This is a genomic window from Streptomyces sp. bgisy100, from assembly GCF_057709105.1.
In genome coordinates this window covers 13,229-30,606 of record NZ_JBYITE010000066.1, presented here as the reverse complement: position 1 = coordinate 30,606, position 17,378 = coordinate 13,229, and the positions used below count along the sequence as shown (strand labels likewise).

The following is a 17,378-nucleotide window of genomic DNA, read 5'->3' as shown; positions in this document are numbered from 1 at the left end:
ACGGAAGCGACAGCATCCTGGTCGACATCCAGCGCTTCCCCTCCGGGGACATCCGCGGCTACAAGGTCGCCCTCGCTGGTGACACCAACGCCGCTGGTGAGCCCATCTGGTTCGCCGGCTCCAAACTCGCTCCCGACCTGTCCCTTCCGAAGATCAGCGAGCGGCTGGCCGCTACCGATGTGGAGACCTTCGATCAGCCGACGGGCCGTCGCCGCCTCGACCCGTGGTATCAGGCCACCACTGCTGCCGAACGCATCCCCCATCACCTGGAGTGGGGCGACGACGCAGCCGCCCAGGCCCACATCGTGGCCTTCGGTGAAGCCCTCGACGCGCTTCCTCGGATCGCCCCCGACACGATCCGGCCTCAGCTCCGGCAAGCAGCGATGGCGTTCGAACGCGCCAGCCGCTCGCGCATACGAGCCGAGGACCACCACGCCCGCGTGCTGCGCGGCGCCATACGGGCCATGCGAAGCCGGCCCGCCTCCAGCGACGGGGCGGCCTTGGCGATGTTCCTCGACGCGGCGGTCCTCGTCGTCATCGCCGCTGCCCGCTGGCACCGCCTCCGCCAACACGACCAACAGATCGTCGCCGCGCGCCAGGCTCTCGTCCACCTCCAGGCCGCCTACGATCAGGCTGCCGTGGCCCCGCTGGCCGCTCTCGCCCGGCGCAAGCCGCCGACACCCACCGTCGAACGGTTCGCACGCCTGGTCCGCGAGGCCGTGCCCTCGCATGCCGAGCAGGTCCTGGACGATGCTGCCTGGCCAGCGCTGACCACCGCCCTCGTCGAGGCCGAAGCCGCTGGGCACCGACCCGGCAGCCTGCTCCAGCAGGCTGCCGACCAAAGGACGATGGACGACGCCCGATCGCCGGCACGAACGCTCCTCTGGCGCGTGGACCGCGTCACTCGGCAGCTCCCGAGCGCTCGTGCCCGCGCTGCCCAAGCACGCACAGCATCGAGTACACGGACGGCTCAGCACAGTGAGGCGGCACCGGTTCTCGCGCACCAGCCGACCACTGCAGAGACACGGAGTCGCCGTCGCTGACAGCAGCCCTGTCGTCCCAGCATGACCCGTCGGAATTCGGCCGTGCGTCGGGACAGAAGCAACAGCTCCGGTGGGGACTCACCAACTCGATGGGGAGGGATCAGAGCTGATGGCCGGTCCGAGCGACCACTGTTCGTTCGGACCGGCCATCGCTGTCTCCGCGGACCGCGCCTGGCCGGTCAGACCTGCTTGATGCCTTCCTCAACTGCGCCACCGAGGAAGGCTGCCCACTGATCGGGGCGGAACTGGAGGACGGGTCCATCGGGGTCCTTGGAATCCCGGACAGCGACGTAGTCACCGACAGTGGCGACTTCGACGCAGGCTCCGTTGCCGGAGCTGTAGCTGCTCTTGCGCCAGGCGGCTTCGCTGAGTCCCACCTCACGGTCCGGTCGCCTGTCGTTGGTGCTCATGGTTTCAGCATCTCCCTTGCGATGTTCTCCAGGATGGCGGGGGTCTCCAGAGGGTCGGGCCCGGCGGCCCGTACGAGGTCGAAGGTCTGGATGAACTTGCGGACATCACGTTCCTTCTCCAAGTACACGTTCCCGGCGATCGAATCGACGTAGACGATGGTGGGCGCTTTGGCCCCGAACTCCAGCAGCGAGAACGTCCCGGCCATCGCCGCGTGGGCACCCTTGGATGTCGGCATGACCTGGATCGTCACGTTCGGCAGGGCAGCGACGTGGATGAGGTGCTTGATCTGGGCCGCCATGATCTCCGCACTGCCGACCGGCCGCCGCAGGGCGGCTTCCTCAACGACCACCCACAGTTCCAACGGGTCGGGCTTGCGGGAAAGCAGGTCTTGTCGCTCCATCCGGAAGCGCACGAGCCGCTCGACCTCGCTGGGCTCGTTCGGCCGGACGGCGGCGATCACGGCTCTCGCGTAGTCCTCAGTCTGGAGCAGGCCGTGAACGAATATCGGTTCGTAGGAGCGAAGGGCCACGGCATCGGACTCAAGTCCTGCGTACGTAGCCATGCCCGATGGCAGCACCTCTTCGTAGTGGGCCCACCAGCCTTGCTGTTGCGCGTCCTTGTGGATCTGCATCACAGCCTCCACCTGGGCGGGGTCCTCGACCCCGAACCACTCAAGGAGATCGCGCACGTCCCGCGCCTTGATCGGAGCCTGTCCGGTCTCGACCCGGCTGATCTTGGACATCGAGCACTCCAGGTGCTCGGCGACGTCCTCGATCCGCTTGCCCGCGTTCTCTCGCAGTCGCCGCAGCTCGGAACCGAGCTGGCGCTTTCGAACGGTCGGACCGCTCGCCGTGGCCATCCCACCCCTCCTCAAAGCCCTCGCGATGGCGGATTGCCGTACGCAAGTGTGCCCTAACACCGTCAACTCCTACCTTCGCAAGGGCGTTTGACGCCGCGTCCTTCGCAAGCGCCGAGGCATATGCCCACTTGCTCCACGCACTTGCGTGAGAGAAGTGCACGGGGTCATCCTGGGGGCGCTTCACGATCCGTAGCTCCGCTGTCGCTGATCGTCAGTGGCTGGCGTGCTCGGATGCCGATTCGGACGGGAGGATCCCCGGCGATGCAGGTAGTGCCTGGCTCATCGTGTGACCGACCGGAGTACGGGACCGCCGACGGCCGGATAGTGCTGGTGACCGACCGCTCGCTGCACTTCACCGTCCCGACCGCTCCGGCGTCCGTGTCCGCTGCCCGCCGTGAAGTCGCTGCTCAGCTCGGCCTCTGGGGTCTCTGTCCAGGAGCTGCCCTGGTGGACACGGCCGTGCTCGCCGTGAGCGAGCTGGTCACCAACACCGTCCGGCATGCCGCGCAGGCGTCTGCTCGGACCGACATCCGTATCGGCCTGGACAGCCGGCACCTCACGGTCGCCGTCCACGACCGTGACCCGCAGATGCCCCGTCGGGCCGACGTTCCCCACGCGGACGGCAGTGGTGGATGGGGGTTGCGATTGGTGGAGTCCCTCGCACGGGAGGCAGGCGGCAGGACGTACGTCCCCAGGGACGCAGACGGGGGTGGCAAAACTGTGACGGTTCTGCTGCCGCTGTAGATCACTCAGCGAGCGGAGCTCGTCCTTCCGGGTCCGCTCTTGCACCGCGCCACCCGCCTCAACGAGGCAGCGGTGAGTGCCGATTTCCCGCACACGGCGCCACTGGCAAGCTCCGGCCCTCGCGCGCCGAGCAGCCCCAGGACTTTCCCAGACAAGGAGACTCGGTGACCACACTCCCCGAAACCATCCCTGCCGCACTCTGCTCCCAGAGGCTGATTATCCGCCCCGGACGCCCGCTGGCCGGTGTCGTAACGGTGGACGGTTCGAAGAACGCCTGCCTGCCATTGCTTGCCGCTGCGGCAGCGACCGGACGCCAGGTGACTGTCAGCAACGTGCCCGCCAGCACGGATGTGCGGACTCTGCTGGGCTTGCTTCAGCGGATCGGCTTCCGTCTCTCGTATCCCGTCAGTGAGGTAGGAAGCCTGTTCCTGTGGCCCGGCGACTTCGGGAACGCCGCCCCGGACCTGGCAGAAGCCGGCCGCATCCGGGCCTCCTACTACCTCGCCCCCGTTCTCTTGGCCGTCCACGGTTACGCGAGGTTGCCGTGGCCAGGAGGCTGCCGGATCGGAGCCCGCGGCATGAGCGAGCACTTTCGGGTGTACGAGATCTTCGGGGACACCGTCCAGGCCGATGACGGCCACTACGCCATCACAGCGTCCCGGCGGAAGCTCGACGCAGTCTCGTTCGATCTGCCGTTCCGCTCGCGCGGGGCGAGCATCGCCGCAGTTCTCCGGGCCATCGTCGCAGGATGCCGCCTGAAACTCGGCAACCCGAACCTCTCGCCGGAGACGAACGCCCTCCTGGTCGCTCTGCGGAAAGCCGGCTGGGACGTCACCGCCGACGAGGACAAGCTCACTCTCGCCCCGCCGAGGGAGGGCACGGGCGGGGGCCTGGACTGGCGGGTACCGGGAGACAAGATCGAGGCAGGCACGCTGGCCTGTGCCATCGCGGCCACTGGCGGCACCGGACGCATCGAGGGCGTGCAGGGCGCGGATGTCCGCCCTCTGGCCGACCTGCTGGCGCAGACCGGCACACCCGTCGCCGTCGGCCCCGATGCCATCACCGTTCAGCCCGGTTCCCAGCCGACCGGCCGCCCGCTGCGGGCCATCGCCTCCCTCGCTCCACACGGCCTGGACGCCGACTTCGAACCGTCCTTAATGGCCCTGGCTCTGCGACTACCAGGCACTCACCTGTTCAGTGACGCCATCAACCCCGGCCGCCACAGCAACCTCCTGCCGCAGCTCAGTCGTCTGGGCGCCCGGATCGAAGCGCTGTCGCCGACCCAGTGCCGTCTGACCGGACCACAGCGGCTCACCGGCACGGGCGTGGAAGCCACCGACATCCGCACCGGCTCCGCGCTACTGATCGCCGCCCTTACCGCCCAGGGCGTCACCACGATGACCGGCCTCGACCAACTGCAACGAGGACACGCGGACCTCCCCGCCAAGCTTCGTGCGCTCGGCGCCGACCTCACCGCGGTCACCTCATGACTGCCGCTCGGGCCCTGGAACGGGTCGTCGTGACGACCGACTTCCACTCCGCCTTCGAGACCGCCGGGAGCATGCTCGCCCACCTCCATCAGGTCCGGCCCACCTCGCTGATCGCCGACTGCGGGGACTTCTTCGAGGGCAGTGGCTACTACCGGCTCGCGGGCGGCGCCATCGAGCGGTCCGTACTCGCCACGCTCTACGACGTACTCGCCCCCGGCAACCACGGCTGGCCCCACCACTTCGAACCTGAACTCCACCCGCTGACGGTCTGCGCGAACGTCATCGACGAGGCCACCGGACAGCCGCTCTTCCGCCGGCTGCGGACCTTCCGCATATGCGGCCGACGCGTGGCTGTCACCGCGGTCATCGGGCCGGATGCGTTCCTGGACATCCCGGCCCCACAGAGGGAAGGCCAGCTGGTCACCGACCCAGTACGCGCCTTGCGTGAGCTCATACTGGCCCACCATCACGAGGCCGATTCCTGGCTGCTGCTGTCGCACTCCGGCTTCGAGCAGGACCTGGGTCTGGCGGCCGAATGCGCGTTCCTGGACGTCATTTTCGCCGGGCACTGCCACAGCAACAACTACGCGCCCCAGCCGATCGGGGACACTCTCGTCGTCAAGGGCGGCGAACTCGGGGCCGGGTTCGCCCTGGCCGAACCGGTCGGCGCCGGCTGGGCCGCACACACCTGCACCTTCCCGGAGGGGACGACCGTTCCACCGAGGGATCTCGCCCCAGTGACCCGACAGATCGCAGCCCTGCGCAGGAAGCTCGCCGCACCGCTGGGCAACACCACCGAGCGCTATCGCGGCTCCGTGCCCGACCGGCATGCAGTCCTCACCGACATCGCCACACGCCTCCACACCGGGCTGGGGGCCGAGGCAGTGATCCTCAACGACACCGTTCTGCGCCCCCGGAAGCTAGGCGCGCTCCTCACCCTTGGTGACCTCCTGGCCATCGAGCCGTTCGCCAACCAGCTCGTCCACGCCCGGGTCCCCGACCCCTACCTCCACGACCCGAACAGCTTGATCGCCAACCTGACGCAGCGGGTCGGCCCACTGGTCACGACTCCCGACCCCCTGCCGAACGGGCTCCGCGGCGTGTTGACCACCGAGTTCCTCGCCCAGAACTTCCTCGGCGGCCGAACCCACCAGGCCGGATTCTCCCTCGGCCAGGCCGTCCGCCACATCCTCACGAACTCGCCGCCCCCGGACATGAAAGGCCACTCCTGATGATCCTCACCGGACCCGAAATCACCGCGTCCGCCTGCGACGGCCGCTTACGGATCAATCCCTTCGACGCGGAACAGGTCAACCCCAACAGCTACAACGTTCGCCTCGGCGCCACGCTGACCACCTACACCTCAGCCGTCATCGACGCCCACCGGCCCAACCCCACGACCACCCTCACCATCGGCGACAGCGGCTTCGTCCTCAGGCCCGGCGAGCTCTACCTCGGCCACACCTTTGAACAGGTCGGCTCCGACCACTTCGTCCCGCTGCTGTTCGGCCGCTCCAGCGTCGGCCGACTGGGGCTGTTCGTCGAGATCACCGCCCCGATCGGCGACATCGGCTTCCACGGCCAGTGGACCCTCATGCTCACCCCTGTCCGCCCCCTGCGGGTATACGCGGGCATGGAGATCGGACAGGTCATGTTCTTTGTGTCCAGCGGGCCTGTTGATCTCTACACCGGCAAGTACCAGGGATCCCGAGGCCCCCAGCCCTCCCGAGCTTGGCAGGACTTCGTCCCGGTTCAGGCAGCAGCCTCGTGATCCTTACCGGTCCCGCTATCGCCGCCGCCATCGCAGCCGGTGAGATCTGCATCGACCCGTTCGACCCGTCTCAACTCTCCCCGAACGCCTACGACTGGCGCTTGGGGGAGTCCCTACGGATCTGCGACGGCGACCTGGACGCCGCCCGCCCTACCGCCTTCACGGAGACCACCATCCCGTCCACCGGGATCGTCCTGCAGCCCGGCACCCTCTACCTCGGCGTCACCCACGAGAGGACCGGCTCGGAGACCTACGCGCAGATGCTCAATGGCGATCGCACCACCGGCTCCCTCGGCATCTGGGTGCACGTTTCCGCTCCCCTCGGGCACGTCGGGCACGCCATCCACTGGACGCTGGAGATCCGCGCAACCAAGCCGGTTCGGGTCTATCCGCGGATGACCTTCGGCAAGCTCGTGTTCCTGACCACTGCGGGTGACCTCGCCAGCTATCAGCACAGCGACGCGAAGTACGCGGCCAGCAGCGGCATCGACATCTCTCGGCTCTATACCGAGATCGCCGGAGGCTCCCCGTGAACCCCACCCCCCGGCTGGTGGCTACCGCCCTCGACCTGCCCGTCGGCAGCCCCGGTGGCAGCGTCGAACTCTTCCTCGACCTCTACACCGGTCCCCAGCCGCTGCTCCCGGCCTGCCCATTCATGCTCGCCCCTGTCGGACGTCGGCCCCGCTGTCCGATGGGGCTCGGCCTTCTGCCCGTCGCCGGAAAGTGCCTGGAGGGCCGCGCTTTCCACCGCTACGTCACATCCCTCCGACAGGCCCTGATCGAGGCGATCGAGCCGGACCGGATCGGTGTCGTCCACCTGCAGCACCTCACGTTCGGCGCCACCCCCGCGCTGATCAGGGCTTTGCCCGCCCATCCGCGGATCGCGCTCGTCCACGGCACTGACCTTCTCTTCGCCGAGGCTCACCGGGACCAGCACCAGGTCCTCACCAACACAGTCCGACGCGCCGACGCCATCGTCGTGCCCACACCCGCCATGGCCGACCGGCTCCTGAAAGTCGCCCCGACCACCGACCGCCGAAAGATCGCTCACATCCCCTGGGGGGTGCCCGACCGGCTGCTGGCCTGCCCACCCCGCCGACGGGCCATCCCAGCGCGCGGTCCCTTCCGCCTGCTGTACGCCGGACGGCTGACCGCCGAGAAGGGCGCCGAGAACCTCCTACGGGCCCTGGCGCGCGTCACCGGCGTGGAACTGAGCATCGCCGCACCGCACGACCAGTTCCACACGCTTACCCCCACGGTGCGACGGTCAGGCGTGAAGGTCCGCTATCTCGGCTGGCTGCGGCGGCAGCAGCTGTGGAGAACCTTCACCGAGCACGATCTGCTGGTGATGCCTTCCACCACCCTCGAAGCCATGGGTCTGGTCGCGCTCGAAGCCCAGGCGTGTGGCCTGCCCGTGCTCTACCAGCCCGTCCCGGGTCTGGCAGAGACGCTAGCCGCCTCCGGCACCGCCACCGACTTCACCCGCCCCGCGGCCCTCGCCCGCGACATCGACCGACTCCGCACCACACCGGGGCTGCTGGCGGCCTTGCGCGAAGCGGGCCTGCACAACGCGACGCGCTACCCGCTCAGCGCCACGGCAAAGGCCCTGGCCGAACTCGGCCACCGGATCAGCTGAAGATCACCGCCACGTTCCACGAACCGGCCCGCCACCTCACTACGCTGGCCGCGGGCCCGCACCACGACATCGGAGATGCTCCATGGCAGACAGCACCGATCGGATCAAACGGCTCGTGGGAGACGGTGTCCGCAACAAGATCTATCCCGGCGCGGTGTGGGCCACCGGCGACGCCGCCGGAATGACGGCAGGTGGCACAACAGGCGTCCTGGACCCCACTGAGCCGGATACCCGCATGAGACCGGACACGGTCTTCGACATCGCCAGCCTCACCAAGATCGTCGCCGTCTGGGCCACCATCGGGGCTCTCTGGGAGGACGGCCGGCTCCCGCTCGACCAGCCCCTCGGCACCTTCTGGCCCGAGGTCGCCGGCCACCCCCTCAGCCAGATCACCGCACGGCAGCTACTGACCCACACCGCCGGAATCCCGCTGCGGGCCCAGCTGAAGAACCTCTACGGCACCGACCCCGCCGCCATCCGCGCCGGAGTCCTCCAGGAAGCCCTGAACCGCCCGCCCGGCGAAGCCGTCGAATACACCGACCGAGCAGCCCTCATCCTCGGCTACCTCGCAGAACACCTCTCCGGCGAGAGCCTCGACCAGCTCGCCGAAAGCCGTGTCTGGCACCCGTTGGGCATGAACCAGACGCGCTTCGGCCCGCTGCCCCACGAACTGGCTGCCCGCTGTGCACCCACCGAGCTCGACCAGGACACCAGCCACCACCTCAAGGGCGTCGCACACGACTTCTCCGCCCGCCTCCTCGGCGGCGTCTGCGGCATCGCCGGCACCTTCTCTGTCTTGGAAGACCTCGCCCGCTTCCTGCGGTACATGCTCGACCCCAGCACTACCCCCACCACCCCAGGATTCGGACCGAACTGGGTCGAGGAGTCCCTGACCGTTCACACCGGCGCGCTCGAACCCGTACGCGGCCTCTTCTGGCACCCCGCACCCGGCACCGACCCAGGCGACCGCATCTACGTCCACTACGGCTTCACCGGCACCGGTATGTGGCTGTCACCCAAGACGGGAACATGGGCAGTGCTGCTGACCAACAAGCTCTACTACACCCGCGACCGGGAACCGTTGACTGACATCCGCAACGCCTTCCGATACCAAATCTTCGGGTGATCCGCACGATTGAGCGAGTACCACATGAAGGCGTTGCACGCCATGTGATGAGATGGATACGCTACGTCGCAGCGACTTGTTCGGGTCTCCCACATTGTGGGTGCACGCTTCCCCTCATCCAGGTTGTCCTTGGTTGAACGGGCAGCGGTCGCCCTGGCCGTACTCCCTCAGCTTCGGGCACCTCCATCGCTGCCGGGTCGGACAATGTGTGGTCCGAACTGCACCAGATGTCTCGGGATGATCTTTCCGCAGGCGGACACGGGTGGAGGTCTGCGGCAGGCACCTTGTCCGCGCTCTCGCTCTGCTTGGCGCACCCCGCGCCATGCAGCACGAACGCGACGATGCCCGTGGGCATCGGCCTTACGCCGGAGCACTCCCCGTGCCTATTGACGACGCCCTGACCATCGCCATTGACCTCGACCAGGAAGAAGTGACCTTGGTCGTCGGAGTGCTGCAGCAAGCAGCCGAGGAATGTCGTGCCGCAACCCCGGCCGACACCCCTACGTCCCAACACACCTGCGTCACTCTGGGGCGATTGACCGCCCACTGGACGGAAATCGCGGACCATGAACTGCACTGCGCGATCGTGAGGCTCCACGGGGAGCGGTTGTTTGCGGTTCCGCTGACCTCCGAAAGTTGGTATCAGGTCCGCGCGGCGCTAAGCGCCTGCGTCGCACAGCTTTCTGCTGAGTTGGACGACAGCACTCCGGTCGGAGCCCCCCACCAGGTGCGGATGTATCGCGCACTACACCTCGCACACAAGATCGCGGAGGCCACCAATGACCGATGAGGTCACCGTAGACGCTGGTGACGGTTTGGGGTGGCAGCCTGACCCCTACGCTCTACCCCGTGCCAGTGCGGTCGACAAACTCGCCACCGCATTGTTCGGAAGAGGGCTGAGCGAGGAAGCAGTTGAGGTCCTAGCCCGGGCGGCTGTGCAGCCCGAAGACATGCGACGCAAGCTCGCAGACATCAACAAGCTGCGGGTACAGGGCGGAACGCTACACATAGTCGAAACGCGCCTGTGGTCAGCCTCAGTGGTTCCGCACCCCGCAAACCCTCGTGAGTACGGCCGCCGGAGCTACGCCCTGGGAGGCGGCGCAGCAGCCGCTCCGGAGCCAGAGTCTGCCACGGGGGGCGGTCCCGAGCTTCGGCTCCGGGTGCAGCATCCTGACGTACTGGCGCAGCGCCTGGAGGAAGCCGAGCAACGCCTAGTCAAAGAGAATCCTCTCGACGAGGACATCGCGATCGAAGGCGTTCTCCAACCTCTGACTGTAGTTCCCATGACCGTTGATCACGAAAGTGCCGCGCATCGCCCCACCGCACTGCTGATCACCGCTGATGGGTCCAGCCGGATTAGTGCTGTGCATGAGCTGCTCGGCTATGCCCCATCGGTAATCGCATATCAATGGGGACGCGATGCCCGCGCGTTCAGGCGAGAGATCAATCGATGGCTTCGCCTTTCTCAGAGGCAGGGCTGGGAGAAGCTCAGCCCAGCGGAGCAAGGGAAAATGCGCGCACTTACCGTTCCTGCACGCGTGGTGGTGGGATTCACCCCAGATTCCGGATCTGATGTCCGCTTCCACACTGCAGTCCGAAACTTCATTGGGCTAACTCACATCCGGCCACCAAAGCCGTACGGGTCAGCAGTGGAAAATGAGGCTAAGGGTGACGCTGTTCTCGACTCGCTGGTCGAGCCCACTCGGAGTCGACCAGCTCGAATCACATTGCAGGAGAAGCGCTGGTTCGCTGGTGTGATCACCGAAAAGGACGCAGTCGCAGAAGGCTTCAGTCGATACCGAGATGTACGCGCAATGGAGATCGTCAAAGCATTGCTCGGCGGTGGAAACGGCACCACACGACGAGTTAACGCAGGAATCCGCTCCCTGACTGCGAAGCAACGGCCTAAGCGAGAAGATCGCGTCGACATCGCTGTCGAACTGATCCTTCGCCCGGTCCGGACCGAGAAGAACGACGTTCTCCCACACGTCCGGCCCCGGCGCGCTGTGCTACAGCGGGCCTATCGGATCCCGGAGATCGCCGAGCTGCCTTCTGACAAGCTATTGGAGGGAGCAGCCGGCGGCAGCACGTCGCTTGAAGACTTGCGGGACGCGGCCTTGAAGGAAGCGGCGGAAGGACTCGGTGCGGGAGGCAGGCTCGGTGTGGCACAGACCGAACTCGCGGTGAAAGCCGCCTACTACATGGTTACCGCCGACACCATGGCACTGCAAACGGAAGGATCAGGAGCAGCTCGCGCCGAAGACAGCCGTAGCACAGTCGGAGTGTTGAGGGCGATGCTCTCCCAGCGGCGCGGGATCATTCAGGCTTACGAGGTCGTTCGCGCTGGCCGTCGTGGTGGGCCACTGCACGAGGTAGATGAGAATGGCGAGGCAGTACGTACGACTAATGGCAGCTACCGTGAGCTGACGGACGCACTGATTCGCCACACATACAATGGTGAAGCGCTGGCCACAGCGGCCGTGGGCCTTCCCGCGGCACGGGCCCAATGGTCGACGGTGGCAAGAAGCGTGGAGAACCTTAACCAGGCCGTACGCAACATGGCGGCTGTCCCCACATACGAGGGGGGTGACAGTCTCGTCCGGCGCGAGGGCTGGGATGCCAAGGAAATCGACGGTGCTCGATCCCACATCGACAAGATCAGCCGCAGACTAGCAATTTGGGCGGACCGGCACCGTGCTCAAAATGAAGAACAGGACGACGCTGGTCTTGACGTCGTAGACCTGTGGTGAAATCCGAGGCTACGGGCCTGCTCGGCGCCCTCATTTAGGCATGCGACAGGAACGACGCCACCTCGCTGCATAATTCAGGCTCGCCTATGTGCGAGCCGGGGCGCGAGGACGACCTTCGCCTTACGATCCACAGCATGGGCGCACCCTGTTCCGGCGGAATCGAAGGGCCACGTTTATCCAAGCCAGTCCATGGCCTGCATCGCAGTGACGACCAGTTGTTGCGCTTTTTGATGTACAGGAGTCTTCAGCCAATGAGCCATTTTATTTCGAGTGTTGAAGAGCGATCCGAGGTCCGACCAGAGCGCGGGGTCGTCGTCTTCAAGGGAACGGCCCATTATTGCTTTCGCAACCGGACCGTAGAGGTCGACGGCAGTGCCGTGGATTCGTTGGAGTGACCGTAGGCTGGGCGTGGAGCCGGGAGGCCGGCAAGACTTGAGTGACTCCTTGGCATAGGTCTCTGCCGCCACCGCAGCCAGCAAGATCGCCATCCCTGGCTGTGGGCTGTTGGTCGACTGTGTCAGATACCGGGCCTGCGAGAGTAGCGCTCGTGCCGGCGAGACACCGTCGTGCAGCGCGCTCGTGGCGGCATCTATGGTGAGCGCTGGCAAGCCCCTGACAATGGGGTATCCGGGATTGAGCGGTTCAGGAAGCCTCAACTCCAGACCTTGGGTGATGTCCGTCGCCGTGAGTGATAGCACCGTCGGGATATGCCCGACCATGCCCACGCTCGGCTGCTCGACCCGCAGAGCGTCAGACAGGCGTGCGGCAGCGAATCTGATGGCCGCGATCGCGGCCTTCAGCTCTGCGCGGAGGGCGCGGTCATCAAGGCCCGAGGCCAGCGCGAACACGGTGTGTGCAGTGAAGTATGCCGGGCCCAGCGCCACCGGCGCGCTGACATCGTCGCCCGACCAGCTGACGTACCCCTCTGCGGGGAACTGACCTTCGAATCTCGGGAACGCGAGTGTCACATCGAAGGCGCCGACCGTGGTTGTGAGAGGCTGAGCCGCGAGAGCGGGGTCGATGTCGCACATGCGGCCGACGGTTGGCTCGCTGGAGGCTTGGTAGACGGCCTCGATTCGGATCTCATTCATGGGGCACGATGTTCCTCTGCGTGACCCATATTGCGCATCCGCATTCTCGGAGAACCGCTGGCCACGTAGATCCCTGCGCACGAACGGTCATTCTGAAAGGACCCCTTCAAGCACGCGCATGGCCTGCTTCCTGTCACGCTTGCGCCTGGCCAGCGCATGGAGCACCACCTGATCGCCGTGCCGGTCACGGGCAGCTGTGACAGGAGGTCGATGGCGAGAGCGAGCGTGGCTCGGGGAGCCCGACACTGCTCACCCACGCTCAGTGCCAGGTCCTCGAGGTGCCTCGCCAGCTCGACACACCGGGTCTGGAGGTAGCCGTCGAGCAGCATCTCCTCTCCCGGCCGGTGAAGGATGGTCACGCGGCGATCGGCCGGCTCCTCGCCCAGCCGCTGCCACACCGTCCGCGCCTGCATCGGTGGAATGGCTGTGTTCCACACACCGGATTCGTCCGATGGGGTGTCTCGCCGGATCAACGTCGATCGTGGACCGCAGCGCTGTCCGTGCGTGAGCGGACGTTCCGGCACGGCCTGGTTTCGGAGGGATCACGCGGCACTGTTTGGCCTGTCGGAGAAGGCTGCTCCGGATGGAGGAACATGGTCCGGCACCATCCACCCGCCCCTGGCCAGGACGCGGCACCCGGGCCACGCGCCTGACCCTCAACTCGCCTTCCTCATCACCAACTTACGCATGGTCTGGCTCAAGCGCCTCGCCCCGACAAGGTCGGCATTCGCCTACGAGAACGCGGGCTTCCGTACGGTCAACGCCTCCCGGGAAGCCGGCTACTGGCTCGGTCGGACGTGCGACGAAGTTGTCATGAATGCCGCGCGTCGACTGTTGAATCCCAGCTAACTGGCGAATAGGGGGCTACAGCGAGCGTGCTCGCTGCCACAACCGGGAATTCCACTGCTGTCACGAATGCCCAGGGACTCCCGGGATGTTGGCGGTTCGATCAGCTCGGATCTTCAACCAATGCGCACGAGCCAGGCCCTTCTCATCTGGATGTGCCGCAAGGCGCGCGACCATCCACGCCGTCTGTGGATCTAAGCCTGGATGCTGCCTGGTCATACGGAGAGCGCGCCAGGTCGTGACAGGGGCGAGTAGCCAGCGACTGATGGTGAATCCCACTAACCTGTGAGATGCCCTAGACAACTTCGGCGCTCCCTTCGTGTGGCTGGTCAAGCTGCTGCTCGCGCTTGCGCTGCTCGACTCGTAGGAGTTCGATCTCCTTGGCGAGCTTGGCCAGCCTGAAGTGCTCCTCACCCTCGTCATAGGGGTAGATACCCAAGTCGAAAGCCGTAGCATGGCGTTCGATGTCGTCCGCCGTCTGTTGGAGGTAGAAGGCTCGCTCGCGCCACTTGTAGTAGCCAGTGAAGGCTGCTGCTGCACCTACGGCGAACGTGATGCCCATAGCCCAGTACTTGAGGGGAGGCGGCGTGTCGGCGAGGGCAGAGACGGACGTTGCACCCAGTGACCCGACAATGATGACGGATTGGGCGACGTTGTGCTTCCTCCGATATTTCCTCCCGTCTTTGCGAAGACCTTCAAGCTCCGCCGGGATTGAGTCCTTGTACGAGTATTGGCGGTCTGGGACCGGGAGTCCGAGGCGAGCGGCGTCCAGGAGGCGCAGTTCTTCTGCCGCTTCAAGTTCGATCTTTAGCTCGCGCGCCGTCTTTTCGTAGTGGCCCTCTGCGCGCTCTTCTATGGAACGGATCACCCAGAAGGTCCCGGCACTGAGGGCGAAGATCGGGATGGCGATCTTGTTTGCTAAGGCGATTGCTGACCATCCAACGGCCACGTTCGCGACGATAAAGGTGAAGAGTAGGGTGACAGCAAGGGCGCCGGATAGCCAACGGATTACTGTCTGGGCGGTCCTGATCCGTAAGGCGACCCGGATTTCAGCTATGCCCTTTCTGTGTCCAATTAGGCGATCCACCCGTTCCGCCGTGTCCTGTGGAGCGACCTCCATCGTCCCTAACCTTTCTCTCCATAGGGGTTGAACCGCGGGGGGCGGATCGGGCATAGGGCCCTGACTGCGGCTCGCCGATGCATCCGCCATTACGCCGCCTGGCAGGACGCCGGAATCCCCCTCGTGCTGCACCGGACGAGCGCTTCGCTGGAACGCAATAACAAGGAACACTCCACCGGAAACACCGGCAAGCGTGATCAATGAGCCCACGCCGACAGCAGCGAGAATCGGATAGGCGGCTTCCAAGACCTTCCCCGTTAGTTAGTGATCAGGTCGTCAGCTTCGTTGGCCGAACTGCAACGTTCCCAGCAGTACGGCGAACGCCAAGGTTAGTTGCAGCCCGCTGCCGAAGACGCTTGGCTACCGGATCCAGCCACATAAGCGGCGAGATCTCTTCGGCGCTGAGGTGCTCGTCATGCCCCGGGGGAGGAGGGGGAGTCGCCGGAGTGCCCTGAGCGGAACCGGCGCCGGCCGGGAGGAGATTCCGACGATGGTCAGCCTGGGACATGGACACGCGTGACCGCATTGCCTCTGGCTCCTCGCGGAAGTATTCGAGACTCAGCGCAGGATCTCAACCACGCAGCAAGGAACCAGCGTGTGAGCGGGCTTACTGGGAATGGTGCGTGCTGCCCTGTAGTGGACAGATAATGCCGTGAACCTGCTGCCGCCCCCGCCACACTTCGCTTCGCTCTGCAGTGCCCGGGATGACCAGGAGCTGTTGCTTCCCTCCTCCTGGGCAACGCAGGCAGTCTGTCGGGAAGATCCGAAAGAGCTTTCTGGTGTGACCTGTTCTAGGAACTCAAGGACAGCTCACACCAGACAGCTTTGCCGCCGACCGAGGTGCGGCGTGCCCCCCAGGACGAGGCAATCGTGGCGATGACCAACATGCCGCGGCCAGCCTCGTCATCTTGCCCGGCCCGCCGCCGACGCGGCAGGTGGTCGTCCCCGTCCGTCACCTCGATGACCAGCCGGCGGTCGGTGCGACGCATCCGGAGGCACATGGGCGGGGTGCCGTGCAGGAGGGCGTTTGTCACCAGCTCGCTGACGGCCAGGACGCCGGAGTCGTATACATCGACGGGGAGGCGCCAGGACGAAAGCACGCCCTGGGCGAAGACTCTGGCGCGCGGGGCCGTCTCCATGCCGCCGAGGAGGTCCAGGGCTGCGTCATGGAAGAGCTCGGCGTCCGCGCCGGTGCGGGTGGGGCGCTGGAGGACCATCACGGCGATATCGTCGTCATGGTCGGCATCAGCACCCAGGGTCCGCACGAGCCGGTCGCAGATGACGTCGGGAGTGCCCTGGGCGCCACCGAGGGCCTGCTTCAGTACAGCCACCCCTTCGTAGATGTCCTCACCGTGGCGTTCGACCAGGCCGTCCGTATAGAGGACGGCAGTGGAGCCAGGGCCGAGGTTGATGGCGCCAGAGGAGTACGGCCAGCCACCGGTGCCCAGTGGCGGGCCGGTGGGTTCGGCGGCCGTGCGCACAGTGCCGTCGGTGTCGCGGATCAGGATCGGCAAGTGCCCGGCGGAAGCATAAATGAGTTGTCCCTCGCTCGGGGCGTGGACGGCATACAGGCAGGTGGCAATCTGACTGGCGGCGATTTCGGCGGCGAGACCGTCGAGCAGTTGGAGAACCTCGTGCGGCGACAGGTCCAGCTGGGCATATGCCCGGACTGCAGCGCGAAGCTGGCCCGTGATCGCGACGGCACGGACCCCGCGGCCCACCACGTCTCCAACGACGAACGCAGTGCGACCGGCACCTAGGGCGATGGCGTCGTACCAGTCGCCGCCGACCCCGGCCTCCGTGCTGCCAGGCTGGAAGGCGGCGGCTATGAGCAGGTCATCAGGCTGCTCCAGCTCTTGGGGTAGCAGGGAGCGCTGGAGAGTGACGGCGGTCGCGCGTTGGTCCTGCTCGACAAGCGCGAGCTTCTCACGCAGCTCCGCGACGATCTCGTCTGAGCGGGAATCGCGCTGCCCGGTAGCCTTGCTTCCGCTCTGCTCGTAAGGGTTGTTCACGGTTGTTCGGAACAACTCGGTGTTGGTCTCTTCTTCGAGTGGCCTGGGTCGGGGGAGCACGTTCCCGGAGATGACCTGTGCTCCGGAGAGGCCCCCGTGCTCCGAGGCGACGGCCAATTCGTCTGCGGCGTCCTGCACGGCCTCCTGTTCGCGGTCCAAGGCATAGTCCGTCCGTGCCAGGATCTCGTCGATCTGTTCGAGGGCCCTGTCCTCACCCCGCACTCCGGGAGCCACGGCGTCTGAGGGGGTAGTAGGCAGGACTCCGGCATCGCCCGCCATCGGCTGTTGGCCGATCTCCAACAGGTATGCCTCCAGAGTCTGCACACGGCGGGCAGCCAGGTCAGCAATGCGTTGGGCTTCGTCACGCTGCCGTACTGCACGTTCAAGCTGGGCGCTCAGGCGAAGCTCTTGGCCTCTGGCACGTTCAAGCTGCGGCTGAAGCGCATGCGTCTGGTCCGGTGAAGTCAAGCTGACGCCCA

13 protein-coding genes and 2 pseudogenes are annotated in these 17,378 nt (G+C 66.1%); 10 read left to right on the top strand and 5 right to left on the bottom strand.

All coding sequences use genetic code 11. From position 1 onward, the window contains the following. Positions 1-1,043: pseudogene (locus AC3EQ1_RS28985) on the top strand (mobilization protein); the annotation flags it as partial. 179 nt (positions 1,044-1,222) lie between these two features. Here the strand turns inward: AC3EQ1_RS28985 and AC3EQ1_RS28980 are convergent. Together AC3EQ1_RS28980 and AC3EQ1_RS28975 are read right to left on the bottom strand one after the other, a co-directional pair. Continuing rightward, positions 1,223-1,453 carry a DUF397 domain-containing protein gene (locus AC3EQ1_RS28980; protein ID WP_432097289.1) on the bottom strand — a complete coding sequence of 77 codons (231 nt, stop codon included), beginning with the start codon at positions 1,451-1,453 and terminating at the stop codon, positions 1,223-1,225. Further along, a complete protein-coding gene (locus AC3EQ1_RS28975; RefSeq protein WP_432097288.1) occupies positions 1,450-2,313 on the bottom strand; it encodes a helix-turn-helix domain-containing protein in 864 nt (287 codons plus the stop codon). The genes AC3EQ1_RS28980 and AC3EQ1_RS28975 overlap by 4 nt, the downstream gene beginning before the upstream one ends. Before the next feature lie 330 nt (positions 2,314-2,643). On the opposite strand from AC3EQ1_RS28975, the gene AC3EQ1_RS28970 reads away from it, so the two are divergent. The 9 genes from AC3EQ1_RS28970 to AC3EQ1_RS28930 all read left to right on the top strand — a co-directional run bounded on the left by AC3EQ1_RS28970 (position 2,644) and on the right by AC3EQ1_RS28930 (position 11,830). Then, positions 2,644-3,057 (top strand): ATP-binding protein, encoded by a 414-nt coding sequence (locus AC3EQ1_RS28970; protein WP_432097287.1) that lies wholly within the window; start codon positions 2,644-2,646, stop codon positions 3,055-3,057. A gap of 212 nt (positions 3,058-3,269) precedes the next feature. After that, positions 3,270-4,547, top strand: a complete 1,278-nt coding sequence (locus AC3EQ1_RS28965) for a UDP-N-acetylglucosamine 1-carboxyvinyltransferase (RefSeq protein ID WP_432097291.1) — start codon at positions 3,270-3,272, stop codon at positions 4,545-4,547. Beyond that, positions 4,544-5,779, top strand: coding sequence for a bifunctional UDP-sugar hydrolase/5'-nucleotidase (locus tag AC3EQ1_RS28960; RefSeq protein ID WP_432097286.1), 1,236 nt, complete (start codon positions 4,544-4,546; stop codon positions 5,777-5,779). Before AC3EQ1_RS28965 ends, AC3EQ1_RS28960 begins: the two co-directional genes overlap by 4 nt. Further along, entirely contained in the window at positions 5,779-6,318 is a 540-nt protein-coding gene (dcd, locus tag AC3EQ1_RS28955) for a dCTP deaminase (RefSeq protein WP_432097285.1), read from the top strand. The genes AC3EQ1_RS28960 and dcd overlap by 1 nt, the downstream gene beginning before the upstream one ends. Beyond that, positions 6,315-6,851, top strand: coding sequence for a dCTP deaminase (locus tag AC3EQ1_RS28950; protein WP_432097284.1), 537 nt, complete (start codon positions 6,315-6,317; stop codon positions 6,849-6,851). The genes dcd and AC3EQ1_RS28950 overlap by 4 nt, the downstream gene beginning before the upstream one ends. Next, positions 6,848-7,954, top strand: coding sequence for a glycosyltransferase family 4 protein (locus tag AC3EQ1_RS28945; RefSeq protein WP_432097283.1), 1,107 nt, complete (start codon positions 6,848-6,850; stop codon positions 7,952-7,954). Before AC3EQ1_RS28950 ends, AC3EQ1_RS28945 begins: the two co-directional genes overlap by 4 nt. A gap of 82 nt (positions 7,955-8,036) precedes the next feature. After that, complete coding sequence (locus AC3EQ1_RS28940; protein ID WP_432097282.1) at positions 8,037-9,080, top strand: serine hydrolase domain-containing protein; 1,044 nt, start codon at positions 8,037-8,039, stop codon at positions 9,078-9,080. 379 nt (positions 9,081-9,459) lie between these two features. Beyond that, positions 9,460-9,870 carry a hypothetical protein gene (locus tag AC3EQ1_RS28935; protein ID WP_432097281.1) on the top strand — a complete coding sequence of 137 codons (411 nt, stop codon included), beginning with the start codon at positions 9,460-9,462 and terminating at the stop codon, positions 9,868-9,870. A gap of 370 nt (positions 9,871-10,240) precedes the next feature. After that, entirely contained in the window at positions 10,241-11,830 is a 1,590-nt protein-coding gene (locus tag AC3EQ1_RS28930) for a hypothetical protein (protein ID WP_432097280.1), read from the top strand. Positions 11,831-12,003: 173 nt separating this feature from the next. Here AC3EQ1_RS28930 and AC3EQ1_RS28925 read toward each other — a convergent pair whose 3' ends face one another. From AC3EQ1_RS28925 to AC3EQ1_RS28915, 3 genes and pseudogenes are all read right to left on the bottom strand, one after another. After that, the gene (locus tag AC3EQ1_RS28925; RefSeq protein WP_432097279.1) at positions 12,004-12,921 is read right to left on the bottom strand and encodes a hypothetical protein; all 918 of its coding nucleotides are present in this window, start codon (positions 12,919-12,921) and stop codon (positions 12,004-12,006) included. Positions 12,922-14,062: 1,141 nt separating this feature from the next. Then, positions 14,063-14,887: an SLATT domain-containing protein gene (locus AC3EQ1_RS28920; protein WP_432097278.1), complete on the bottom strand. Its 825-nt coding sequence runs from the start codon at positions 14,885-14,887 to the stop codon at positions 14,063-14,065. Positions 14,888-15,678: 791 nt separating this feature from the next. Continuing rightward, positions 15,679-16,827: pseudogene (locus tag AC3EQ1_RS28915) on the bottom strand (SpoIIE family protein phosphatase); the annotation flags it as partial. Positions 16,828-17,378: the final 551 nt, after the last annotated feature.